The organism is Acinetobacter sp. PFS20 (assembly GCF_052261015.1).
Classification (GTDB): Bacteria; Pseudomonadota; Gammaproteobacteria; order Pseudomonadales; family Moraxellaceae; genus Acinetobacter.
On record NZ_JBPVZE010000001.1, the window covers coordinates 3740659 to 3766452 of the forward strand.

Sequence of the window (25794 nt, forward strand, 5' to 3'; positions counted from 1 at the left end):
AAAAAAATACGAGAAATTTGACTATATTGTGACTTTACTCTAAAAATAATACTAAAAGGATTTATAAAAGGACAAACACAACAATAAATTCAAAAAGCATCACAGCTCATTATAAAAGTATAAAAATTAACATTACAAAAAAGGTAGCCAGAGGTCGCATGCAGCAAAAGAACCCGGGAAGAACACTCGTCTTATGGATTATCGCAGCTCATCTATTTATGGGGATGGTGGCATATGAGTGGCTGCCTGTAAGTTTTAGAGGAAGTTGGATTTTTATTCTTATTCTTTTAATTTCTGGTGCTTTTTTAGAAGTCGGTGCATCTTTAATTGTAGGTTTAATCGCTTTCGTAGGCGTTGCAGTATATTTTCTGCTTGATCTAGGCGCGCAAACACATATTGAACGTCAACTCCTTTTACTTTTTATTATCCCTCTCATTCCTCTTTTTCTGAGTGCTGTACGCCACAATATTGAAATTAACGTCCAAAAATATCGTGATATACAAAGTTATGATCGAAATTATCGCCGTGATATTTTCCCGCTCAGCGCACTTAAATATTTTCAACGTAGTTTCTTTAAGCTTCTTGACCACCATCACATACAGGATTATGAAGTCTTTGAAATCAGGATTCTCAACCGAAGCTTAATTAAAGAAATGTTAGGCGATGATGTATGGAAAACCACTCAAAATGAAATGATTAAAATTTTGAGCCAGCATCATCCGCAAGAAATTGTTTTCCAGTTTGCTGATGATGATCTAGAAACCATATACAGTATTGTTATTCGTAAACAAAAAACAGAAGAAGAACCTGAATTTATTAAAAAGTTAAAAGAAATTATGACTTTGCGGCTTGAAGTCGAATATAAAGTTATTCAGATTCCACCTGAAGAGGAGATTACTTAATGTCTAATCTTCTTAATATTTGTGGAATTATTATAGCCTCTAGTCAATATCCAGATGGCACTTTGCAACAGTTCTATCGTCAATATTATCATTGCGAGATTAAATCTGAACAAACAAAAACTGAAGTTCAAAGCATGGATGACCTTTCCATGTTTTTCACATCACAGGACACATGGTGGCCTATTTTTACAATTGACCAAATCAGTTCAGATAGTTTTCAAGGGCTGATTCATAAAGGAATAAAGCCAGGCATCATACTACCAGATGAAGTTTTTAGCTTTTCTCACTATTTCTTATTAAAAGAAGCAGTGAGTCAAGGTGCTATTCCTATTGCTCTTTTTAAATCTGAACAACCCCAATATTTTGCAGCCAAAGCTACATTTTCAACTGCAATTGGCTTACGACCTATGGCTGCTTTTGTTTCAACAGGTTGGGATGAAAACTTAATTTCCCAGACGGCTGGCAGCTATATTGTTAAGTTTAATCCAAAGGAACTTCCTCTACCCTCTAGAGAGATTAAACAAAAGCAGCACTTATTTTATTCAGCCAAAAATTTTAATGGTCATGTTTCTGGTTATGAAATTATTATTAATCCTCCTGCCGATCTACCGACTACAAATATTCGATATCCTCAACTCGGTATCTCATGGAAATTTAATAATATTAAATACATAAGCACGCCTGAACATGTAAACACTAGTTTTTTTGGGTATATTTTTATTGGTTTAAGCACAGTCGTAGTTCCTCTCGATCTTATTTTAACCACAACCTATCCTGACCTACTTGGTACTTTCGGCAGCTATATTTCTTGGATCTCCTTGGTCATCGGGGTGATTTTATTGTTATTGCTGATCTCATCTATTATTAGGAGGGTTAAATCAAATGGCTCCCATTGATATTCTCTTCCTATTTGGTTTTTTAGGCATCTGGATTCCTCAAGCATTTTGGGCATGGCTAAGTTATCAGGCTTGGAAATACTCAAAAACAGCAGAAAAAGAGTTACAGAACCTACCCGTACCCGATAGATGGCCCGTTTTGAGTGTTTTGATTCCTGCCTATAATGAAGGCGTAGTGATTGAAGATACTTTACATGCAATCGCGCAACAGGATTATCCAGCCGAAGCATATGAAGTTTTGCTGATTAATGATGGTTCTAAAGATAACACCCTAGAAATCGCCGAAAATCTAGCGCAGATTTATCCTTGCATAAAAATTGTCAATGTTCCTAAAGGAATGGGAGGCAAAGGTAAATCTAGGACACTGAATAATGGCCTACCCCATGCCAAAGGTGAACTCATTGTTGTTTATGACGCAGACAGCACACCTGAACCCGACTGCGTAAGGTTATTAGCTCAAACACTACTTGCAGATAAAAAATTAGTAGCCGTAAATGGCAAAGTAAGAACCCGTAATTGGCAAGATAGTATTCTGACTCGATTTATTGCCATTGAGTTCATCTTTTTCCAATGGATTTTCCAAGGCGGGCGTTGGCAACGTTTTGAGCTATCCACATTAATGGGTACCAACTATGTCATTTGGCGTGATGCATTAGAAACCTTAGGTGGTTTTGATGAAAAGTCATTAGTCGATGACACTGAAATGAGTTTCCGAATTTTTATCGGCCAAAAACGAATTAAATGGGTTCCCTACGCAATTGGTTGGCAACAAGATCCGCCATCTTTAAGTGTGTTTGTTAAACAGCGCTCACGTTGGACTCAGGGTAATTTTTATGTAACTCGTAAATATTTACCCGTAGCGTTAAGAACCCCATTTCCTATTGGAATTGAAATTCTTAACAATATTATGTGCTACATACTTTTCGTACCTGCTTTATTCTGGAGTCATATTACCTTGACGCTTGGGTTACTAGGTATTGCAGGCATTTCAGTTCCAGGTCCATTTACGACGTTGTGGGGACTCTCATTTTGCCTATATGTTGCACAAATGTGGTTTACCCTTTCCCTCGAAAAAGTTAAACCGGAACTCTACTTTTATTCAGTTTTATCTTACGTAAGTTACTCACAAATATTTCTATTTATTGTATTTAAAGCTGCATATGACATGCTTAAAAATAAAATACAGGGTAATTCCCTTCAATGGTACAAAACGGAACGTAGCAAGGAGAAAAAATAAATGAAAAAGACTTTTGATCTTTATAAAACAGCTCAAGTGCTCCTTGCCAGCACCAGTCTTATGCTCGCCATGTCTGCTCATGCGTATACATGGAAACTCGACGATATTAGTACCTCAACCAAATATACAGTCGAGCCACATTTTTTCTATATTGGAAAAGGTGCCCAGTGGCAAAACATTCAATTTTCAAGTGATTATTCCACTGAAAGTGATACAACCTTATTAGTTAAATATGATGACAAACTCATTTATAACACTACCCTGAATGGGGACGGTCAATTCAAATTTGATATTCCTCCAAGTCAAAGTGGCTTCCACCGTTTAGATTTTATTATTCAACAATATTCTAAGCCTACTAATCTTAATCAAATAAAAGAAACCTTCTGTTCAGAAGATATTGATCATTTAACTTACTTCAGTAATTCTCAAATCGACTTTACTTCAATCAGAAATAATTATCAGCTTAACTACTTACCAGATGCATTATTTAATCCACAAACGAGACGACTTACGCCATTTGTTGGCATCTTAAAATATAATCGCAAAGAAATTATAGAAGCATCTATGCTCGCTAGATTAGCAAGTTCATGGACTTCAATCACGCCGATAGAATGGGTTGATTCAGGACAAATTAATTTAAATGATGAAACAAATTTTATTATTGAAGTGATTCACTCAGCTACGCCCCTCAAAGGAGGTGCTTTAGTACAAATTGCAAAACCAGCAGATGGAGTAGCCACTCTTTCAATTACTTATCATACCCCACAAGAACTCTCTGCTGCTGTAAATGGCTTAATTAATCCCTCTTATTTACAGCAGCTTGATACTGGGAGTGCAATTTTTCCCACAACGATCTCCAATCCCGCTTGGGCACAATTTAAAAAAATTAATACACTTGCCGATTTAGGCATTGAAGACTTCAGATTAAACCACGCTGAAAAGAACTTATTCCTTGATTTCCCAGCAGTATGGCAACCAACCGATATCTTGCAAGGACAAATTGCACTTCGCATTCAAAGTGGTTTATTGCAAGGTTCAAATATTACGGCTTGGATTGATGGCGGACTTGCAGGCAGCATGAAAACAGCTGACCTTGCTTCCGATCCCGTAAACCGACAATTCAACATTTTTGCAAAAGCTATTTCTAATACGACCAATTTTAATTTAAAGCTTGAAAACTCGGTGATTGCTAACTCTCAGTGTTTACCCAATGCCCATGGCTCACTCTGGATTGATACAGCCAAATCGACTTTAAAACTGCCGCATAAACTCAAAAATGGCGTAGCGGCAATTTCAATGACTTTAGCAACAACCCCAACCATTGCAATTGATGATCAATCGGGTGCTCTAAATATCGCGATTGTATTAGGCCAAACTGCGAAAAAAATGCTTTTAACACAAGGACCAATGCCACTTAACCTAGTCCGGTATTCACCAAGTGCACCACAATCAGTAAATGTTCGTGTGAATAAAGATATTTATCAGCAACAGGTATTAATGCACCAAGATATTATTTATGCGCCTGCTGCTGTTAATGGTTTTATTGTGAGTTATAACAATAATCGCTTTGACGTGATTACCGACTCAGAAGGTGGTGCACAAAGCTTTATGCATCTTTGGGAAAAAATCCAACATAAAATTCCAAATAACGTGACAAAAATGTTAGTTTCAGAAAATGGAAATATTTATGTTTTACAAAAACTTATTGTCGGAAATCAAAAAGCGCCTTTAGTTCAACAATCTTCTTTCTTCTTATTAGTTGTGATTATCTCTGCAATCATGATAATAATTATCTTCTTGTGGTACTGGTTAAGACGAAATAATGAAAAAACAGATACCAATTAAAATAGCTGCTTTTATCATTTTAATTATTTGTAGTGTCATAGCTTATGCGGGGTTGTTCAAACATCAAGGACAAGCCCCGCATATTGAAGGAATTTTCTGGCAGCCCGACAATAACACTACTCCACCAGAGGGAAACTGGCACTATTTGGGTGTTAACACCTTTGTTCCCCAATGGTCTGTTGTTGAGTCTAAATCATGGTGGAAAGAATCAAACTTTCCTCAATGGGAAAAAGCAATTAATTTAGAAAAAATTAAACAAGAGCCTTGGGCTAAAAATCTAATATTGGGTTTAGCCGGCGAATATAATGAACCTAAAGCTCGGGCAAATGTTACTGAGTTAGGGGAAAAATCTGCCCAAATTATAAAAGAGCAAAAAACTGCACCTAAAGGTTATTATTTTCCGGTAGAAGCAGATCCGACGTGGTTAAGAGTAAGTGCTTTAGGTCAGGTTTTAAGTAAACTTCCAGTACCAGTTTGGGTCAGTATTTATAGTGGTGAACGCGAACCCGAACATTATGATTTATGGGTTAAAAGCTGGTTACCAGAACATAACGGCGTTTTCTTCCAAGACGGCGTTGGCGTAGGTGTACGGTCTCCTCAGCAAGCCAAACATATTTTAGATCAACTTGAACAAAAGCTTGGAAAAGATAAAGTAATTATAGTACTAGAAGCCTTTAGAGTTAAAAAAAATGGGCAATTTAGAGCTGCATATCCTTGGGAAATTATTTCTCAGCTAAAAGCATATGAAGGAAAAACTGTCTATATTTTTGATGGTCCTCATTACATGAGCCGCTGGTGCGTCAATATTGTGAGCTTGTGGTATCGACTCACTTATGGTGGTGTTAATAAAGCCATAAGTGAGAAGAAATTCTTAACTCATAATTATACCAATTCATAAGATTTAGCAATTTGATTAAGAATACGTTGAGCTGCTTGCCCGTCACCAAATGGGTTTTCTACGTGCGCCATTTTTTCATAGTGCTGTTGGTCAGTAAGTAGCTTTTCAGCTTCTTCAATAATTTTTTGTTGGTTTGTACCCACTAAAACACCTGCCCCAACTTCAACAACTTCAGGCCGCTCTGTAGTATCTCGTAAGATTAAAACTGGCTTATTAAATGATGGACTCTCTTCTTGTAAGCCACCTGAGTCCGTCAAAATAAAAGTAGATCGGTCTATGACTGCCAATAAACTAGGATAGTCTAATGGTTTAACAAGATGGATTTTCGGATGATCTTTAAACTTATCATGAACCACATCATGTACGGCTGGGTTTAAATGGACTGGCCAAATAAAATGTAAATCAGGATGGTCTTTGGCTAAATGCTCAACCGCATTGCAAATATTTTGAATTCCCCCGCCAAAGTTTTCACGACGATGAGCAGTAATAAGTACAACTTTGTCATCTTGCTTTAATTGAATTCCATAAGGTTCAAGCTGGTTCTTCAAATCAGATTTTTCGGAAATTAATTTACGTCCTAAATACACTGCATCAACAACGGTATTACCTGTAACTGTAATGAGTTCTAATGGAATTTGCTCATTGAGTAGATTTCTTTTTGATTGTTCTGTTGGGGCAAAATGCCATTTGGTAATACGTGAAACCAACTGACGATTTCCCTCTTCTGGAAAAGGATGATCTAAATCATAAGAACGTAAACCTGCCTCTACATGAGCCACAGGAATCTTCATTGAAAATGCGACCAAACCAGCCGCTAAAACAGTTGTTGTATCTCCCTGAATAACAATTGCATCTCTTTTTTGCCCATCCGTGTATACATTCTCGATTTGGCTCAAACCGTGTATTAGTAGCTGATTTAAACTTTGTCCAGCATTCATAATTTTAAGACGGTGGTCAATTTCAACCCCAAAGAAATCTATAGCATCTCTTACCAATTCATCGTGTTGTCCAGTAAAAATTACCTCAACTTGAAAACGAGGATCTTGCTTTGCCAATAAAATAACAGGGGCAAGTTTGATTAATTCAGGACGAGTTCCAAATACAATAGATATAAATATTTTCTTCATTTTAGAAATCCTTATAAAAGACGAGTTCTACTCGAGTATTGTTGTAGTGATCTTTCGTATTTACTGGTACATCTTTAAAGTAATTGCCATATAGTCGTTCAACACGTAGTTTTATCGGCTGATAATTAAAAGGCTGCCATGAAATGCCAGGGCCATATTCAAATAAATTATTGTAATATTCATCTTTACTGTCAGCTAAGCCATGCAATTTCATATAAGCCTGAACAGTTCCATTCTCGCCTTTATAGACATTCAAACCCGTACGTAAGCGTAAATCGCCAATAACGTTATAATCTTCTCTAGAATAAGTTGCTGCATTACCATATAAATCAGTGAAGTAATCATTAAAGCAAAGTGAATGATTACAACTATTTTGAGAATACCACTCTTGATACCCTGTCACCCCACCGACAACACTTTCACGAAATTTATCTCTATTTCGATCAATCAGATCGTAACTTCCGCCTACTTCTAAATACATGCGCACAGGTATAGATGTCCAAGGTTGGTAATTAGCGCCAACACCTAGAGTTACTGCATTTTCATCAATAATTTCAGGTCGTACCCCGCCCTGAGATTGGGTATCACGGTTTAGGTTTAAAAAGCCATACACCTGTGCTCGACCATTATCAAGATTCTTACCATAACGGGCTTTCAGAGGAAAAATCACATCGTCATAACGTGACTCATATGAAGGCGCAAAATACACATCACGGAAATAAGTTTTGACTTCCCCTCCACTTAAATTCTTTACAGCTTGTGTCGCCTTATTGGCAATATCCTCATCTTTAGATTGCGTAAGTTCTTTAAAAACCACCAAAGCTTCTTTATTATTTTTTTGAGAATTAAGTAGATAGGCTTCTTGGAGTTTTAAATTATCGTCTGCTGGGTCTAATGCCTCTGCTTTTCTTAAACTTTGCAAAGCGGCTTCTTGCTTGCCTATTCTGATCTGCAAATAAGTTAAACTTTTCCATACTTTAATATCTTGAGGTGTCATTTCGCCGAGTTCTAATAATAACTTCTCGGCATTTTCCGGTTGAGTCTTCTCAATTTTATAAAATTGGTCCCATTTATCATAAATCGGATTACCCGGTTTATATTCAGGATTTATTTGATCCTGTGCAAAAGCCGAGCTTATGTTTAGCACGCCTACACAAGAAATCACTGCTCCCATAATTAATATTGAATGAGTTATAGAATTTATTGTTTTGCTATTCTTCATTTTCACCTCTACAGTAAATTAGACTTATTAGGGAGGGCAAGTTCTTTGAATGACCAATAATATTATAATTAAAAAGAATAATTTACATCGTTAAATTAGGTTAAGCATTTTTAAAACTAATTATTTAGTCTCCATTTTTATTATTGATCTATTCTTTAGCATCCCCAAATTCCCTATAATGATGACATATTTTTTGATCAATAAATTGTAAAATTTCATAGCATCTATAAAACATTTATAAGGCAAAACACATGGCTTTTCCACATCATACAGAGCATCATGCAATTCACCGTTCAGGTTGGTTAAGAGCTTCAGTATTAGGAGCCAATGATGGGATTATTTCCGTCACTAGCTTAATTATGGGTATGGCAGCAAGTGGAGCCAATTCACACACCCTATTAATTACATGTATTGCCGGACTAATTTCTGGTGCTACATCAATGGCTGCTGGAGAATATATCTCTGTAAAATCTCAAGAAGATATTGAAAAAGCAGATCTAGCGATTGAAGCAAAAGAACTCTCGAAGCACCCTCAAAAAGAATTAGATGAGCTCACCCAAATTTATATTTCTAGAGGCCTGTCTAAAGAATTGGCTCAAGAGGTTGCTTTGCAGTTAACAACCCATGATGCATTAGGTGCTCATGCCCGTGATGAGATCGGTATTCACGAAAATACCGCAGCAAATCCGGTTCAGGCAGCGTTCTCATCTGCTGCTTCATTTTCTTTTGGGGCTTTTTTCCCTATGCTCGCTATTTTACTCAGTCCAGATATATGGATCGAAAAAACAGTCTTAATATTTGGCATTATTTCATTAGCCTTTTTAGGAGCGCTATCAAGTCATTTCGCAGGTACTTCCAAGCTTAAAGGGAGTCTACGCATTACCTTGTGGGGAATTTTAGCGATGGGCTTTTCAAGCTGGATCGGCTCTTTATTTCATGTTACTCCACTTTAAAAAATCAGAACTTATCAATGTTTAAGAACTAAATATTTAAAAACTAAATGCCCAATATTATTTGCTCTTGGTTCGGTTTTCACGCTATGGTGAATAGAAAGAAATGAGGTGAATAAAATGGACCTATTACAACAACTTGAAATTAAACATCCAATTTTTCTTGCCCCTATGGCAGGTGTATCTACACCTGAACTTGCAGCAGAAGTTTCTAATCAGGGTGGTCTTGGATCCTTAGGTCTAGGTGCAAATACGGCGCAAAGTGCACGTGAACAGATTTTAAAAACCCAAACACTTACAGAAAAATCATTTCAGGTTAATTTTTTCTGCCATCAACCCGAACAACTAAACCCTCAAACCTCAGCACAATGGATTGAATATTTACGCCCCCAATTTGAAAAGTTCGGAGAACAGCCTCCTCAAAACTTAAACTGTATTTATCCAAGTTTTCTTGATAATGATGATTTTCTAAATGTCGTATTAGAAACCAAACCTAAAGCGGTCAGTTTTCATTTTGGCATTCCCCATCCCCATCAAATTCAGGCATTAAAAGATGCCGGAATTATTACGATGGTGTCTGCTACCAATTTAGTTGAAGCACAAGCCATTGAAGCGGCTGGTATAGATATTATTATTGCTCAAGGGGTTGAAGCAGGCGGACACCGTGGAATCTTTAATAAAACCTTTGATGCAGCAATTAAAACGAGCGATTTAGTACACCTTATTGTCAAGCATTGCAAACCACCTGTGGTAGCCGCAGGCGGTATTATGAATGGAGCTCAGGCACGACATATGTTGAGCTTAGGAGCTACTGCGGTTCAACTCGGAACAGCATTTGTGCAATGCCATACATCAAATGCATCTGCCGAGTATCGTAAGGCTTTATTTAATGAGCCTGTGACACAAATCAGCGCCAGTCTTTCTGGGCGTCCAGCCCGTGGCCTGCTCAACCATTGGCACACACAAATTGATTTACCTAATCGCCCTCCTCAACCCGAATATCCATATGCATACGATCTAGCCAAGCAATTAAATGCCATTGCAAGCAAGAATAAAGACTATGGCTTCGGTGCTTTTTGGGCGGGTAGTAATGTCTCTCAAATACGAGAGCTAGATGCTGCTGATCTGGTTAACCAGTTAGTTGTAGAAATGCTAGAAGATGAGTAAATCTTAAAAAGCCAGTAATCATATACTGGCTTTTTATTTAATGGGTTTCTAGTAAGTTAACCTGCTCAACCTGAACATCACTCATCAAATTGCCTTCAGCTAATAACTGATTAAAATAGTTTTCGACCACTAATGCTTGTTCAGCAGTGCTTTCAACTTTATACATATTTTGGCGAAATTCGTTACTTGAGCGTAAACCTTTTGTGTACCAAGCAATGTGTTTGCGGGCAATACGGCAGCCAGAGTATTCACCATAAAATTGATAAAGTTCTGATAAATGTCCTAGTAACACCTGCTTCACCTCTTCAATATTAGGTGCAGCCAAATGTTCACCAGTTTTTAAATAATGAGCAATTTCACGAAAAATCCATGGTCGACCTTGAGCAGCACGACCAATCATAATTGCATCGGCCCCTGTATAGTCGAGTACATATTTTGCTTTTTCAGGACTATCAATATCACCGTTCGCAATAAGTGGAATATTGATTAATTCTTTGACATGTTTGATCAAATCATAACGTGCTGTATTTAAATACATGTCTTCACGGGTGCGGCCATGTAAAGCTAGCGCGGCAATCCCCGCTTCTTCTGCTCTTTTTGCTACTCTTAAAATATTTTCCTGACCATTTAAAAAGCCTAAACGGGTTTTCAAAGTCACGGGAACATCAACAGCAGCGACCACTGTATCAAGAATTCGAGCCACTAAGTCTTCATCTTGTAATAACGCTGAACCGGCGAGCTTATTACATACTTTCTTGGCAGGACATCCCATATTGATATCAACAATTTGTGCGCCATTTGCTACTTGATAGCGTGCAGCCTCTGCCAATTGTTCAGGATCAGAACCTGCAATTTGAGCAGAGATTGGAGCGAGTTCACCTTCAAAGTTCGCACGGTAGAGGCTCTTTTTGCTCATCCGCAAAGTTTTATCAGCAGTCATCATTTCACTGACTGCATGGCCTGCGCCAAAATACTTGCAGAGTGTTCTAAATGGACGGTCAGTAACTCCGGCCATAGGAGCAACAATTAAATTATTTGACAGTTGATAGGGACCAATATACATATATATTCATACAATTGATGATCAACATAGTATACTTCATCCGCTTAATCGGCTCATCTTTTTATGCAGGTGCTTTCCTCGCCATGAACAAACCGTTGTCTTCCCGTTTTTTATTAAAATCATTCGGTATGGTTGCCGTGTGCATGAGTTTAGCTGCTTGTGGAGATAAAGCTTGGTGGTCAAATAATGATGAGCCTGAATTAGAAAGCCAACAGATTAAACGTCTAATCCCATCGCGTGTACATGATCGTGAGTCATGGGCTAAAGATATTGACGACATTATGAAAGACTTGGATATTCCTAAAACCAAGAAAAATGTCTGTAGTATTGTGGCTGTAGTAGATCAAGAATCTAACTTTGTTGCCAACCCTCAAGTACCGGGATTAGGCCAAAAAGCAGTTGAAGAAGTTAGCACACGTTTAAATGAAAAGTTTGAAGATAAGCTTGGTAAAACCATTGGTGGAACAATTGCCGGTTATTTTGAAGAAGTGCTAAGAACTCAGCCTTCTCCCGATAACAACTATATGAGTCAAATGCGCAAGGTTAAAACAGAGAAAGACCTCGACTTACTTTACCGAGAAATTTTCGATTTTATGGCTAAGCATTACCATGTGAGTGCATTAACAGGTGCTGCCAAATTGGTTGGGCAAGATATTGGCGAGAAAATGAACCCTATTACCACCTTGGGTTCTATGCAAGTTCATATTAACTATGCGAAAGCCAATAAACGCTCAAGCATGAATACCGCTGCACTTCGTGATGACTTATATACTGAATATGGCGGTTTATATTATGGTATTCATCGTTTAATGGTTTATCCAGCAGACTATGATAAAGCCATTTATCGATTTGCAGACTATAACTCAGGTATGTATTCTAGCCGTAATGCTGCTTTTCAAAGCATGTTAAATGACCTAACAGATACTGAAATCAGTCTTGATGGTGATCTACTTCTTTACACAAAAGATGGTGATCCGCGTCCGACTCAAAGCCAGTCAGAAAAAGAACTGATTACTGTATTTGCAAAAAATAATGTATTGGTTACCCCACGACAAATTCGTGATGACCTTAAATTAGAAAAAGAGAAAAAGTTTGAAAGTACTCAAACTTATATCGCTCTAACGAAACTTTATAAAGCAAAGACAGGTAAAGAACCTATCTATGCAATGATGCCACAAGTGGTCATTTCTGGGCCAAAATTAAGTCGTGACTATAATACCAACTGGTATGCAACCCGCGTAAACGGACGATATGAATCATGTATGCAACGAGCGAAACGCATAAGACTATAAAAAGTCTCGCCCTGTTCGATTTTGATGGAACCTTGTGTAGTAAAGATAGTTTTACAGGTTTCATCTTTTATGCTTTGTCTAAGCGCCATATTGTTAAACAAGGTTTGAAAATCCTGCCATGGATTCAAGCCTACTATCTTAACTTTTATCCAGCTCATGCTATGCGTGCCAAGTTATTTCGCAGCATGTTCAAAAATACCCCTGCAATTGAACTGCAAAGATTAGGTGAAGAATATGCACAAGAGTTAGTCTCTTCGCTTTCACCTGAACTTTTCGCACAGTTACAACATCATCAGTTACGTGGTGATCGAGTGGTACTGGTTTCAGCTTCAATTGATGTTTATCTTGCTCCACTTTGTAAACTACTGAATATCGAATTAATTTGTACTGAAACTCAAATTAAAAACGGCATGATGACAGGTTACTACTCCACCCCAGATTGTAGTAGTGAACAAAAGAAATTAAGAATACATCAGCAATATACGCTCCAGCATTACCATCAAGTTTATGCGTATGGTAATAGCTCAGAAGACCTAGATATGCTCAGTCTCGCGACACACCCCTATATGGTAGGTGAAGACCGTGTGCTACCTATTTTAACGCCAGAAAAAAAGCTCGCATAAAGCGAGCTTTTTTTTATTTAGACATAACTTAATAAATTGCCATATGATCACGATGAATCATTTCAAGTGAACGAGCTTCACCTAACACTTGATAAACCTTATCTGAGGCTAAGCCTTTAATAATTTCAGCAGACCGTGAACTGAAATTCACTCGACCTACTGCAATACGTTTACCTTGTTTATCTACACATTCAACCACATCGCCCCGATCAAAATGTCCTTCAACAGTTTTAACCCCAACTGGAAGCAAACTGCGATGTTTTAATTTAATCGCTTCAACAGCACCATCATCAATTACAAGACGGCCTGCCGTTTGTAAATGAGCAGCGAGCCATTGTTGATGAGCAGTCATACGGTCTTTATCTGTAGTAAACAACGTACCTAGCATTTCACCTGCCATCGCACGTGACAAGACATTGTCACTTTCACCACTCGCAATGAGCGTTGGACAACCCGATTTAGCAGCTAAACGTGCGGCACGAACCTTAGTCACCATACCACCTCTGCCGAGCACACCACCACCGCCAGCCATTTCGAATAAAACATCGTCCATGGCACGAACAGTAGAGAGTAATTTAGCATCGGGATTGTGACGCGGATCTGAATCAAACATACCCTGCTGATCAGTTAAAATGATCAACAATTCTGCATGAACCTGACCTGCAACCATCGCAGCTAAAGTATCGTTATCACCAAAGCGAATCTCGTCGGTAGATACCGTATCATTTTCATTAATAACTGGAATCACACGCCAATCAATCAAGTTTTGCAAAGCATCACATGAGTTTAAATAACGACGGCGGTCCGCTAGATCATCATGGGTGAGTAAAACCTGAGCAGTACGAATACCATGTTCTTCAAGCACACTAGACCAAGTATGAATTAAACCCATCTGCCCAATCGCAGCACAGGCTTGTAGACTGGGTAGATCGGTGGGTCGACTTGCAAGCTTCATACGAACCATACCTTCAGCCACAGCTCCAGAAGACACTAGAATAATTTCGTGTCCGGCATTGTGTAGATCTGCAATCTGTTTCGCCCAATGCGAAATAGCATTCAAATCTAAACCTTGCCCATTGGCTGTGAGTAAAGATGATCCGATTTTAACAACGATTCGTTTACACTCACTGAGCTGACGTTGCCCATCGACCACTTCTATCATGTTTTCCTCGGTTTTTTAGTCACGAACGTAGATGCTTTCTACATCATTGTCGTCTTCATCATCGTCAAAATCATCATCATCGCCCAACATGCCTTCAAGACGTTGTGCTCGACGCATAGCACGATATGCTTCTTTTGCCGCAATGGTTTGTTCACGTGTTTCAACTTCTAGTTGTTCACGGAAAGCTCTTACTTCTGCTGCATATTCAGGATCTTCAACTTCGCGTTCACGTTGTTGTTCAATCTGATCCATGAGGTAATACACAACGTCTTTTGTACCTTCACTTAATAGACCTGATGTCTTAAAGACAGGCCCAGTCCACTCTAGTTCATCTAGAATATGCTGACACCACTCTTCACGACTTTCTTCAGCAATCTGATCCAGTTTATTCAGTACTAAAACAATCGGAAGTTTAGCCAAAGTAGGAGAAAACTTAGCTAACTCATTCATAATTGCTTTTGCATTATGCGCAGGATCCGAACCGTCAATTGGTTGCACATCAATAATGTGTAAAAGGATACGCGTACGTGCTAAATGTTTAAGGAAACGAATTCCCAAACCTGCACCTTCCGCTGCACCTTCAATCAAACCAGGAATATCGGCCATTACAAATGAACGATGACGGTCAGCATCTACAACACCCAAGTTTGGAACCATGGTTGTAAATGGATAATCTGCTACTTTTGGTTTTGCAGCACTTACAGCACGAATAAAGGTTGATTTACCAGCATTTGGCATACCCAATAAACCAACATCTGCCAATACTTTTAATTCAAGACGAATTTCACGAAATTCACCTTTGATGCCTGTCGTACATTTACGCGGAGCACGGTTAGTTGATGATTTAAAGTGGGTATTCCCTAAACCACCATCACCACCACCTGCAACCAGAATTCTTTGGCCATCTTCAACCAAATCGCCAATAATATCGCCTGAATCTGTATCAACAATTGTTGTACCAACGGGTACTTTTAAAACCACATCTTCACCACCACGTCCGGTACAGTTAGCGCCTGCACCATTCTTTCCGCGTTCAGCACGGAACTTACGTGTGTAACGGTAATCGACTAGCGTACTCGTATCATCATCAGCTTGAATATAGATACTTCCACCACGTCCGCCATCACCACCATCTGGGCCACCAAATGGTACAAATTTTTCACGGCGAAAACTGGCTACGCCATTGCCACCGTCGCCAGCCTCTACGGTAATGACTGCTTCATCAACAAAGCGCATCTGCCAATCCTCTAAAAACTCTAAAACCGCCTATTCTGCCATATTTTCATAAAATTCTCGAATAGAAAATGGGACAATTCCCATTTATAACGGTCTGTTTTTATCTTTAAGTCATCAAAAGCATTTTAGATTTACAAATACGGGCTTTACCCAACATAAAATGCAGAATAACTATTTAATTTTTAAGGATGGACATTACGTAATGGCAAGGTCATTTGCATATCAAGATTTGCTTTTGTTTTTGGAACCGAATTATACATGATCGCATTAAATGAAGAGACATTCCCCATTTCCATAGGGTCATTCACTTGTAGACTTGGGTTAAATCGATGTTTAACCGATAAATTTACTGGCTCATCAAATTCAAAATAAACAGGACCATCAAAAACAATTTTAACTGGAATGGTATAACTACGTTTTAAATTAAAAGGAACATCCAGCTTGATGGGAATATCTAGCTTAAGTGGAAATTTTGGCAAAAATTTACTTTGATAGACGAGGTCAGTCGTAGTTTCAAGAGGCATAATCTGATCAATTTTTAAAGTTGTTGAATAGTCAACACTCACTGTAATTGGTGTCTCTACAGCAAAACTTAAATCTGCCAGATATTTCCCTTTTAAAGGTAAAGTTAGTTGGCGGTCTATATCTAATGTTGTATCAAGTTTACCAATAGATTGGACCTGTAAAGTATTGCCAACTTGAATCTTTGTTTCTAAAGAGTCAGGTAAAGTAATATCGGCATTATGAGCCGAAACAACTAAATTAGCTTGAATATTGAGATATACCCAAAACATAACAGCAGCAAGGATCATCATTAAGAAAAAACTGATTAACATACTTTTGAGTGAACGAAACATTACTATTCACCCTATTGATCAGTTGTTGTCTGCGATGTTTCTGAACCCACTACCCGATTTAATCGCATAGTGGACAGAGGAATTTTCAACTCACCATTTGCAATCTTCACAGGCAATGTATTTTTCACATCGACCGAAGCATTTAGTGCTGTTTTAACAGGAACATTCAAATTACCCTCAATTGGAATATTAGTATCCAATCTTGCTTTTAGAGGAATATGGAGATTTTCTTTTAATACCGTCCGTACTGGCGCATCAAATTTTAAATGAACCTTTTGCTCAAGCGGAACATTAATATCAATCGGAACATCAAGTTTTAATGGAATTGTCCCTTTCAATGGTAAGGTAATATCACGTCCCAAAACCCTCACTTGAACCTTCGTATCGATTGGTAAATTCTGCTCAACTTTTAAAGTTTCTTTGACAGGAATTGTAGTGCTAATCGGCACCATATTATCGAAGTAAACACGCGGGGTTAATGTTTGAGTTAATGGAATATTCAGTTTCTCATCAATTGGAATACTGGCATTTACCCGCCCTTTTACATCCACGTTTAAAGCATCTTGTACTTTAACCTTAACTTGTAGAGGTTCTTGCAAGTCAATAGCAACTGCCTGATTTTTCAGTGGAATATAAATATTAAAGTGCTTAAATACCCATATTGCGATGAGTACACCACATAAATTGGCAATAATGATGAATATAAAAACGACCAACAAACGTTTAAACTGCGACAATTCCTATCCCTTACTATTTTCTTTTTTTCCTTAATTCCTATTCTCATTTATTTACAAAAAATAGTCAGCATATATTTTGTACGGTTGTAAAAAAACCCAGTCTAAACTGGGTCTTTTTGTGAAAATCTTTTATAGATCGTTAAATGATCTTAAGCATTCAATTCTGCTGGAATTTTTTTGTAGCTTACGCCGCACATTTGTTCAGCGATACGTAATACCTGACAGCTATAACCAACTTCGTTATCGTACCAAACATAAGCAGTTAAGCGGTTACCAGAAGTAATCGTTGCTTGAGCATCATAAACACCAGCAGTACGAGAACCGATAAAGTCACTCGATACAACTTCAGTCGAGTTGGTATAACCAATTTGACCTTGAAGGCTAGAGTTAATCGAAATTTGACGAATGTATTCGTTCACTTCTTCACGATCAACTTCTTTATCAAGCGTTAAGTTCAAGATAGCAAGAGATACGTTTGGCGTAGGAACACGTACAGAGTTACCAGTTAACTTACCTTTCAACGCAGGTAATGCTTTAGCAACAGCTTTAGCAGCACCAGTTTCAGTAATAACCATGTTCAATGTAGCTGCACGACCACGACGATCTGCTTTATGGTAGTTATCAATTAAGTTCTGGTCATTTGTAAATGAGTGAACAGTTTCAACGTGACCGTTAAGAACTTTATATTTGTCATCCAATACTTTAAGAATTGGAGTAATTGCATTTGTTGTACAACTTGCAGCAGAGATGATTTTGTCTTCATCTAAGATGTCTGTGTTGTTTACGCCAAATACAACGTTTTTCATTTCGCCTTTACTTGGTGCAGTCAATACAACACGTGCAACGCCTGGGCATTTCAAGTGTTGGCTTAGACCTTCAGCATCACGCCATTTACCAGTGTTATCGATTAAAAGCGCGTTTTGAATACCGTATTCAGTATAGTCAACTTCACTTGGGCTCGATGCATAAATCACTTTAATGAAGTTACCGTTAGCAATGATTGCTTCGTTTTCTTCATCAACAGCGATTGTACCAGCGAAAGTGCCATGAATAGAGTCACGACGAAGTAAAGAAGCACGTTTTGCTAAATCGCCATCAGAAGATTTACGCACAACAATTGCTTTAAGGCTTAGGCCACGACCTAAACCTGATTGGCTAATGATTAATCGAGCCAAGATACGGCCAATACGACCAAAACCATAAAGAACTACATCTTTAGGTTGTTCAGAAGTTGCACTACCTTTAATTGACTCAACTGCTTGAGCAACAAAAGCGTCAACATCACCGCCTTTTTCTTTATATTCAACAGCAAGTTTACCGATATCAACTTCTGCAGAACCAATGTTTTCAACTTTTGCTAAAGCTTCTAAAATTGGAAAAGTATTTACAACAGAAAGCTCAACATCTACAACACGTGTACGACGGTGAGTTTTCAAAATTTGAATAACAGAACGGTTAATTAAAGAGCGACCGTAAACAGATACGACAATATTTTTTTCACGGTATAATTGACCGATTACGGCAATCATACGTTCCGCGATTTCTTCACGGTTTTTCCAACGGCCTTGGTGTTCAGCATGCAGGGCGATGATAGTGTCTTTGCTCACAGATACGTCCTCTAATTAATTATATCTAGGCGTGATTTTTTAAACCCCGTAATTGTAATGGAATTATCGACAAGAATGAATCAAAAGCTGACGTTAGTGGCTAGATTTTCCTAAAATTCATCATAAATTCATAAAATACCTATAATTATTTTTTATTATCTTATTGTTTAAAGCAGCTAAATTTTTGCTTTTTCTTACTTTTTAGATTCTGATGCTCTAATCGTGAGCATCATTTTTTAATCTTTTTTGATATTTTGCGACGTTTAGCTGCAAATTTTTGGCTTTTTGACGTTGCTGATTAAGGTGAACCGCTCCTTCTAAAACGAGTACAAATACTGCACACCAGATCGGAATATAAGTAAACCATTCTTCTTGGCCAATACTCTCCCCTAAAACTAGAGAAGCTAAAGCAAGCAAAACTGGTTCCAAATACCCTAAAAGTCCAAACACAACTAAGGGTAAAAAGCGACTTGCCAGAATATAACTTCCTAAACCAATAGCACTTAAAATTCCAAGCCCAATAATGATCAAAGCAAGGCTCGGTTGATCTATAAATTTGCTATAAGGGAGTAAACCTGTATGGGTTAAATAAATCGCAATCGGCAAAATAATGACTAAGTCCCACCAAAAGCCGCCTAAATTGTCTGTTTTAATTTTTTTACGTAATAAAAAGTAGGCAGAATAGCCAACCGCAACCAATGCAGTTTCCCAAGCAATACTTCCTAAACGCCAGATTTCATGGCCCACGCCAATGACAGCAAGAATAATTGCGACCCATTGAAATTTAGATATTTTTTCGCCATATAGCACACTTCCAGCCAATACTAAAACAAGCGGCAATAGAAAATATCCTAAAGATACTTGCAGGCCTCGCCCATGCATAGGCCCCCATAAAAACAGCCAAAGTTGGACTGAAGTTAGAACGGAGGTGGTGATTAACAACAATAATAAAGATGGCTTAGCCAAAATACGCTGGTAGATATTTTTGATATACGCTAAATCGCCACTCCACCACATAAACAAAGTTAGAAATGGGATTGTTGCAATAATCCGCCATCCGAAAGTTTGCTCACTATCAAGCTGGCCTAACAATTGAGTATAAAAATAAAGTACACCAAAAGTGACAGATGCCATGACAGACAAGCTCACGCCCTTAAACATCACCACCCTCTTGGACTTTAGTAAAAACAGCTCACCACAATACTTGATTTATCCACTATAAAAAAGAAAAAACCATGTGAAAACATGGTTTTTTCTTAATCAGACATTTACATTTATTCTTTATGTTCTGTACGGATAATATCGCGAATATCAAAACCCAATGTTTTTGCATAATTTAGATATTCATCCACCACTTCTTGTTCAGGATGAGGAGTTCTTGATAATACCCAAAGATATTTACGAGAAGGTTCTCCTACTAATACAGTTTGATAGTCTTCATCTATTTTTAAAATCCAGTAATCTCCGCGTATAACTGGAATCCATCGCACAGCTTCCGGTAAGAAACTCACCTTCAATTTGCTGTTATATGGCGGGTTAACCACGAAGGCTTCACCAATAGATTGCTGTAATTGTTTTCTATTGTCATAGCAGCGATTATCTACAACCACATTTCCATTTTCATTTAAGGTGTAAGTTGCAGATACGTTATAAGCACATTTTTTTTGGAAAAATGCAGGCTTACGAGCGACTTCATACCAAACACCTAAATATCGGTCCAGTTCAACTTTATAAACAGTTTGCAAGGGTTTCGGCTGAGCATAGACATAGGTTCCGACAGCTAAACCAGCCAAAACGACACCGCCCAACGCAATTTTAGCCAAACGCCAACTCGCTTGCGGAACATTATTTCTAAATGCCATTGTTGCCCTCAACGATTAGTTGTGAATACAAAAGAACTCAAATATCTACAGTAGCTTGTTTTTTAAACACATTATGTAGCGTTATGTATTCATTTATTGCAACATCTGCGCTTTTAATCGAAGAATTTCATCACGTATCCGCGCTGCTTGCTCAAACTGTAAATCTTTCGAGGCCTTTAACATATCCTTTTCAAGCTTAGTAATATGTTTACTAAACAATTTAGGGTTAGAAAGAATATGTCTTTCATCGGCACTCAATGCTTGTGCTTGTTCAAGTACTTTTTCATCGATCTCGTCGTCTGAAAGTACCTCACCCGAGTCAATTTCTTTGACAGCCTGACGAACCGCACTACGTGGCGTAATACCATGCAACTCATTAAATTCAATTTGCTTGGCTCTACGGCGATCAGTTTCATCTATTGCCTTTTGCATAGAGTCAGTAATTCGGTCAGCATATAAAATTGCTTTACCTTTTACATTACGTGCAGCACGACCAATTGTCTGAATGAGTGAACGTTCCGAACGTAAAAAGCCCTCTTTATCTGCATCTAAAATAGCAACCAAAGAAACTTCTGGCATATCCAGACCTTCACGTAGCAGGTTAATACCGACTAAAACATCGAATACACCTGTACGTAATTCATGAATAATTTTGACACGTTCAACGGTATCAATATCTGAGTGGAGATAAGCCACCTTAACGCCATATTCTTTTAAATATGAAGTCAGATCTTCTGCCATACGCTTCGTTAAAGTCGTAATTAATACCCTTTCATTCAAATTCTTACGAATATTAATTTCCGAAAGAACATCATCCACTTGGGTTAATACAGGACGAATCTCAATTTCAGGATCGATGAGACCTGTTGGACGTACCACCTGTTCAACGATTTGGTCTGACTTTTCTAATTCATATTTAGCAGGTGTTGCACTTACAAAAATGGTAGTCGGTACAATACGCTCCCACTCTTCAAACTTCATTGGACGGTTATCAAGCGCACTTGGTAAACGGAAGCCATAATTTACTAAGTTTTCTTTACGCGATCGGTCACCTTTATACATCGCTCCAATTTGTGGAACCGTAACGTGTGATTCATCAATAATCAGCAAAGCATCTTCTGGAATATAGTCAAATAAAGTCGGCGGAGCTTCACCAGATGGTCGTCCAGACAAATGACGTGAGTAGTTTTCGATACCATTGGTATAACCCAACTGCTGCATCATTTCCAGATCGTAACGTGTCCGTTGCTCAATACGCTGTGCTTCGAGCAATTTGTCATGTTCACGGAAAAATTTAAGCTGATCTTGTAATTCATCCTTAATTGTATCGATGGCACGGGTTAGATGATCTTTTGGCGTTACATAGTGACTTTTTGGATAGATCGTTACCCGAGAAACTTTACGAACCATTTTACCAGTTAGCGGGTCAAACCAACGGATTGAGTCGACCTCATCATCAAATAGTTCAATGCGAATTGCATGTTGATCAGATTCTGCTGGAAAAATATCAATAATTTCGCCGCGAATTCGATATGTACCACGTAAGAATTCAAGTTCATTACGCGTATATTGCATTTCAACCAAACGGCGAATGATTTCATCACGGCTTACTCGGTCACCCTCGACCACATGCAGCAACATTTGCATATAAGCATTTGGGTCACCCAAACCATAAATTGCAGATACCGATGCGACAATAATTGCATCACGTCGTTCTAATAAAGCGCGTGTTGCAGATAATCGCATCTGGTCAATGTGATCATTAATGGCTGCATCTTTTTCGATGAACGTATCCGATGATGGAACGTAAGCCTCTGGCTGGTAATAATCGTAATAACTTACAAAATATTCAACCGCATTATTGGGGAAGAAAGATTTAAACTCACCATAAAGTTGGGCAGCCAAAGTTTTGTTATGGGCCATCACAATTGTAGGGCGCTGTGTTTGAGCGATCACATTTGCCATGGTATAGGTCTTACCTGAGCCAGTTACCCCTAGCAATAACTGATTACGAAAACCATGCTCGATACCATTGACCAGCTTTTCAATTGCCTGTGGCTGATCACCTGCTGGCTGATAATGAGTGACCAAATCAAAAGGTTGATTTTCGTTCAAAGTTATCTCTCTTTATGAAAAAATTGAATTTAACGTCTCCCCTTTTAATGGGGATTTTTATCTTAATTTAAAGTGCAAATTGAGTTGGAAATTCAATGTAAAAGATTAAGCATCTTAACACTTGACCAATACCATAATCAGTTGCAACATGAACCTATCCATTAAATAAAAAGCATAACCATGACCTATCAATATCATGATGAAAGTATTGTAACCGAACTCCCAGAAGATACAGTTTTTGTATTTGGTAGTAACCTTGCTGGACAGCATGGTAGCGGTGCAGCACGCGTTGCCAGTCAACACTTCGGTGCAGTTGAAGGTGTGGGTCGCGGCTGGGCTGGTCAAAGCTTTGCAATTCCAACTTTAAATGAACACATTCAACAAATGCCTCTTTCCCAAATTGAGCACTATGTTGAAGATTTTAAGATATATGCAAAAAATCATCCTAAAATGAAATATTTTGTCACTGCTTTGGGTTGTGGCATCGCAGGTTATAAAGTTTCTGAAATTGCACCACTTTTTAAAGATATTGATCACAACGTTATCTTTCCAGAATCTTTTAAACCTTATGTTGAAGATAATGCTGTTTCACAATTTCCAACATTAACTCAAAAGATGGTAAAAAGTTTCATTAATGATGAAGTAATTTTTTACTTTAATCACGGAAGTGAATCTTTCGAAGAAGCCTTAGATAAAACAGATTTATCCGCTGCTGAAAAAGCGATTGCTCTTATTGTTCTAAATGAAGAACTCTACCCTCGAGATCGATATGGCCGAGGCCGCGATCATGAGCTTAGCGATATTTTAGGTAAGCTCAACGGTAAAATTTTTGACCTGCATGGAAACTCTGAGGGCGCTATGATTTTTGTGAGTGCAGTCGTTGCACTCATGGAACTTTATGATTTTGACGAGCAAGACTTTATCAAGTTATGGCGTGGTGAAAAGAATATTGATCACCCAATTAATCGTTAATTTCTCTAATAAACTTATGAGCTAAGCAGATAATATCTGCTTTCTCATTATTTTATTTTTACTTACATTTAATTTTCTTATTTTTAATTATTCTAATAAATTTAAGTTCTTTATATTCCCAAATCTTAATTTTTCTCATTATACTTTAAGGCAAACTGAATACTTAAAGAAACATATGGAAACTTTAGATTCTTCAATTTTTGACCTTAGCCCAATTCCAATGTGGATTGAGGATTTCAGTGAAGTTAAACAACAATTTGATCTATGGAGAAATCAAGGTATTGAAAACCTCCATGAATTTTTAAGCCAAAATAAAAATTTAATTATTGAATGTGCGCATAAAATTAAAATTATTCGTGTGAATCAAAAAACATTAGAACTTTTTGAAGCAAAAACTCACGAAGAACTGTATTCGAGTTTAAATCTTATTTTTAAAAAAGAGATGTTTGAATCACATATTAATGAATTAGAAGAACTATGGAATGGTAAAACCCATTTTTCAAGTACGACTGTAAATTACACTTTATCGGGCAAACGTATTGATGTTCAGTTAAGAGGATCAATTTTACCCGGTTCTGAATCAACCTTTGAACGTGTATTAATTACCACCGAAGACATAACCCCCTATCAAAATGCGCTTCGTGAAGAAGAAAAAAATCGTCGCTTAGCTGAATCCATGTTTATCTACTCACCCACGTCTCTTTGGGTCGAAGATTTCAGTCGTATAAAAAATAGAATTGATCAACTTAGGCTATTGGGAATTGAAGATTTTAGAACTTTTCTAGATGTTCATCCTGAATTTGTCCGCCAGTGTGTAGAAGATATTCTAATTTTAGATGTTAATCAGGCAACTCTTGATTTATTTAAGGCTCCTGATAAGTCTACCCTCTTAAGAAATACACATAAGATTTTTGCGGAAGAAATGATTGAAACCTTTCGGGAGCAACTCATCGAATTATGGCAAGGTAATATTCATCATAAACGTGAAGCCATTAACTACGCTTTAGATGGCCAAATAAGAAATGTCTTGCTTCAATTTACGGTTTTTCCCGGTTATGAAGAAACTTGGGGGCTAGTACAAGTTGCACTTACAGATATTACCGCGCGGAAAAAAGCGGAAAACTATCTTGAATATTTGGGACAACACGATGTCCTGACCAAACTATATAACCGCGCTTTTTTTACAGAAGAACTTAACCGTTTAAACCGAAGCATTATTCGCCCTGTTTCTTCAATTTTCTTAGATATGAACGGATTGAAAGAAACCAATGATCAGTTTGGTCATGATATTGGGGATGGTTTATTGCGTCGCGTTGGAAATATTTTAAGTCAGGCCATTTTAAATACGCCCTATACGGCTTCTAGAATAGGTGGCGATGAATTTGTGATTTTAATGCCGGGGGCAGATGAAGCAAATGTTCTTATTATGCTTCAGACCATTCAGGAGCTTTTTAATATCGACAATCAATATTATTCAAGTCATCCAGTTCGGATTGCAATTGGACATGCAACTACTCAAACAAATGAACAAATTGAGGACATGTTAAAGCGAGCGGACCATCACATGTACCAAAAGAAAAAAAGTTATTATCAGGAAATTTTACTCAATCAATAAAAAACAGGCATATTGCCTGTTTTTCAAAATTAGCGTTTTCCCATAGAACGACGCGTACCACGTGGAGGCATCCACGTTCTATCTGCGTATTGCTCTGGTTTAGGACGTACTTGGTTGTGTACCGCATCGTCGGCTTGATTGCTTTCATTCGGCATTGGGAATGGCAATTTCACCAAAGCCTTTTTCTGTTTTGGCTGTTGCTCAGTCATGATTCATTCTCGAAATTTCGATTGCGACTTATTATAAATGATTTTTATCATTTCTTTCCAAAAAAGCTTCAATTGAATGAAACAGCGACAAGATCTTTCTTAAATCAAACTTTTTTACATCTAAAAATACCTACATCCGCAAATTACTTAATTTTTGCGATAAGATAGTATGCTTTTTATTTTTTAATCCCATAAGAGGA

23 protein-coding genes are annotated in these 25794 nt (G+C 37.8%); 11 read left to right on the forward strand and 12 right to left on the reverse strand.

Features of this window, described 5'->3' with window-relative positions:
* Positions 1–158: 158 nt before the first annotated feature.
* Genes ACS125_RS17685 through ACS125_RS17705 form a run of 5 tightly spaced genes read left to right on the forward strand, consistent with a single transcriptional unit; the run spans position 159 to position 5778 of the window.
* Complete coding sequence (locus tag ACS125_RS17685; protein ID WP_004643626.1) at positions 159–902, forward strand: hypothetical protein; 744 nt, start codon at positions 159–161, stop codon at positions 900–902.
* Positions 902–1798 (forward strand): hypothetical protein, encoded by an 897-nt coding sequence (locus ACS125_RS17690; RefSeq protein ID WP_443273646.1) that lies wholly within the window; start codon positions 902–904, stop codon positions 1796–1798. The genes ACS125_RS17685 and ACS125_RS17690 overlap by 1 nt, the downstream gene beginning before the upstream one ends.
* A complete protein-coding gene (locus tag ACS125_RS17695; protein ID WP_151964161.1) occupies positions 1785–3035 on the forward strand; it encodes a glycosyltransferase family 2 protein in 1251 nt (416 codons plus the stop codon). The genes ACS125_RS17690 and ACS125_RS17695 overlap by 14 nt, the downstream gene beginning before the upstream one ends.
* Positions 3036–4880, forward strand: a complete 1845-nt coding sequence (locus ACS125_RS17700) for a hypothetical protein (protein ID WP_443273649.1) — start codon at positions 3036–3038, stop codon at positions 4878–4880.
* Complete coding sequence (locus ACS125_RS17705; RefSeq protein ID WP_174759435.1) at positions 4858–5778, forward strand: hypothetical protein; 921 nt, start codon at positions 4858–4860, stop codon at positions 5776–5778. The genes ACS125_RS17700 and ACS125_RS17705 overlap by 23 nt, the downstream gene beginning before the upstream one ends.
* On the opposite strand, the gene wecB is transcribed toward ACS125_RS17705, so the two are convergent.
* Positions 5763–6905: a non-hydrolyzing UDP-N-acetylglucosamine 2-epimerase gene (wecB, locus tag ACS125_RS17710; RefSeq protein ID WP_443273651.1), complete on the reverse strand. Its 1143-nt coding sequence runs from the start codon at positions 6903–6905 to the stop codon at positions 5763–5765. The two genes, ACS125_RS17705 and wecB, sit on opposite strands and share 16 nt — an antisense overlap.
* Before the next feature lies 1 nt (position 6906).
* Positions 6907–8127: a tetratricopeptide repeat protein gene (locus ACS125_RS17715; RefSeq protein ID WP_443273653.1), complete on the reverse strand. Its 1221-nt coding sequence runs from the start codon at positions 8125–8127 to the stop codon at positions 6907–6909.
* A 251-nt stretch (positions 8128–8378) separates the two neighbouring features.
* On the opposite strand from ACS125_RS17715, the gene ACS125_RS17720 reads away from it, so the two are divergent.
* The gene (locus tag ACS125_RS17720; protein WP_443273655.1) at positions 8379–9080 is read left to right on the forward strand and encodes a VIT1/CCC1 transporter family protein; all 702 of its coding nucleotides are present in this window, start codon (positions 8379–8381) and stop codon (positions 9078–9080) included.
* A gap of 117 nt (positions 9081–9197) precedes the next feature.
* Positions 9198–10244, forward strand: a complete 1047-nt coding sequence (locus ACS125_RS17725; protein ID WP_443273657.1) for an NAD(P)H-dependent flavin oxidoreductase — start codon at positions 9198–9200, stop codon at positions 10242–10244.
* 37 nt (positions 10245–10281) lie between these two features.
* Here the strand turns inward: ACS125_RS17725 and dusB are convergent, their stop codons facing one another.
* The gene (gene dusB, locus ACS125_RS17730; RefSeq protein ID WP_443273659.1) at positions 10282–11307 is read right to left on the reverse strand and encodes a tRNA dihydrouridine synthase DusB; all 1026 of its coding nucleotides are present in this window, start codon (positions 11305–11307) and stop codon (positions 10282–10284) included.
* Positions 11308–11390: 83 nt separating this feature from the next.
* On the opposite strand from dusB, the gene ACS125_RS17735 reads away from it, so the two are divergent.
* Positions 11391–12599 carry a DUF1615 domain-containing protein gene (locus tag ACS125_RS17735; RefSeq protein WP_034596550.1) on the forward strand — a complete coding sequence of 403 codons (1209 nt, stop codon included), beginning with the start codon at positions 11391–11393 and terminating at the stop codon, positions 12597–12599.
* Positions 12566–13222: an HAD-IB family hydrolase gene (locus tag ACS125_RS17740; protein WP_111854459.1), complete on the forward strand. Its 657-nt coding sequence runs from the start codon at positions 12566–12568 to the stop codon at positions 13220–13222. Before ACS125_RS17735 ends, ACS125_RS17740 begins: the two co-directional genes overlap by 34 nt.
* A gap of 28 nt (positions 13223–13250) precedes the next feature.
* Here the strand turns inward: ACS125_RS17740 and proB are convergent, their stop codons facing one another.
* From proB to uvrB, 8 genes are all read right to left on the reverse strand, one after another.
* A complete protein-coding gene (proB, locus tag ACS125_RS17745; protein ID WP_004790764.1) occupies positions 13251–14384 on the reverse strand; it encodes a glutamate 5-kinase in 1134 nt (377 codons plus the stop codon).
* 15 nt (positions 14385–14399) lie between these two features.
* Entirely contained in the window at positions 14400–15620 is a 1221-nt protein-coding gene (gene cgtA / locus ACS125_RS17750; protein WP_004790763.1) for an Obg family GTPase CgtA, read from the reverse strand.
* Between the two features lie 182 nt (positions 15621–15802).
* Entirely contained in the window at positions 15803–16477 is a 675-nt protein-coding gene (locus ACS125_RS17755; protein ID WP_238611841.1) for a hypothetical protein, read from the reverse strand.
* 11 nt (positions 16478–16488) lie between these two features.
* A complete protein-coding gene (locus ACS125_RS17760) occupies positions 16489–17214 on the reverse strand; it encodes a hypothetical protein (protein WP_004790761.1) in 726 nt (241 codons plus the stop codon).
* Between the two features lie 149 nt (positions 17215–17363).
* A complete protein-coding gene (locus tag ACS125_RS17765) occupies positions 17364–18821 on the reverse strand; it encodes a glyceraldehyde-3-phosphate dehydrogenase (RefSeq protein ID WP_004790760.1) in 1458 nt (485 codons plus the stop codon).
* A gap of 216 nt (positions 18822–19037) precedes the next feature.
* Positions 19038–19985 (reverse strand): EamA family transporter RarD, encoded by a 948-nt coding sequence (gene rarD, locus ACS125_RS17770; protein WP_443273664.1) that lies wholly within the window; start codon positions 19983–19985, stop codon positions 19038–19040.
* Positions 19986–20095: 110 nt separating this feature from the next.
* Entirely contained in the window at positions 20096–20683 is a 588-nt protein-coding gene (locus ACS125_RS17775) for a lipocalin family protein (protein WP_005307444.1), read from the reverse strand.
* Between the two features lie 93 nt (positions 20684–20776).
* A complete protein-coding gene (gene uvrB / locus ACS125_RS17780) occupies positions 20777–22798 on the reverse strand; it encodes an excinuclease ABC subunit UvrB (RefSeq protein ID WP_443273666.1) in 2022 nt (673 codons plus the stop codon).
* A gap of 180 nt (positions 22799–22978) precedes the next feature.
* On the opposite strand from uvrB, the gene ACS125_RS17785 reads away from it, so the two are divergent.
* The gene (locus ACS125_RS17785) at positions 22979–23770 is read left to right on the forward strand and encodes an A1S_2505 family phage non-structural protein (protein WP_004790757.1); all 792 of its coding nucleotides are present in this window, start codon (positions 22979–22981) and stop codon (positions 23768–23770) included.
* A gap of 175 nt (positions 23771–23945) precedes the next feature.
* Complete coding sequence (locus ACS125_RS17790) at positions 23946–25385, forward strand: sensor domain-containing diguanylate cyclase (protein ID WP_174740115.1); 1440 nt, start codon at positions 23946–23948, stop codon at positions 25383–25385.
* A 29-nt stretch (positions 25386–25414) separates the two neighbouring features.
* On the opposite strand, the gene ACS125_RS17795 is transcribed toward ACS125_RS17790, so the two are convergent.
* Complete coding sequence (locus ACS125_RS17795; RefSeq protein ID WP_002118942.1) at positions 25415–25594, reverse strand: hypothetical protein; 180 nt, start codon at positions 25592–25594, stop codon at positions 25415–25417.
* Positions 25595–25794: the final 200 nt, after the last annotated feature.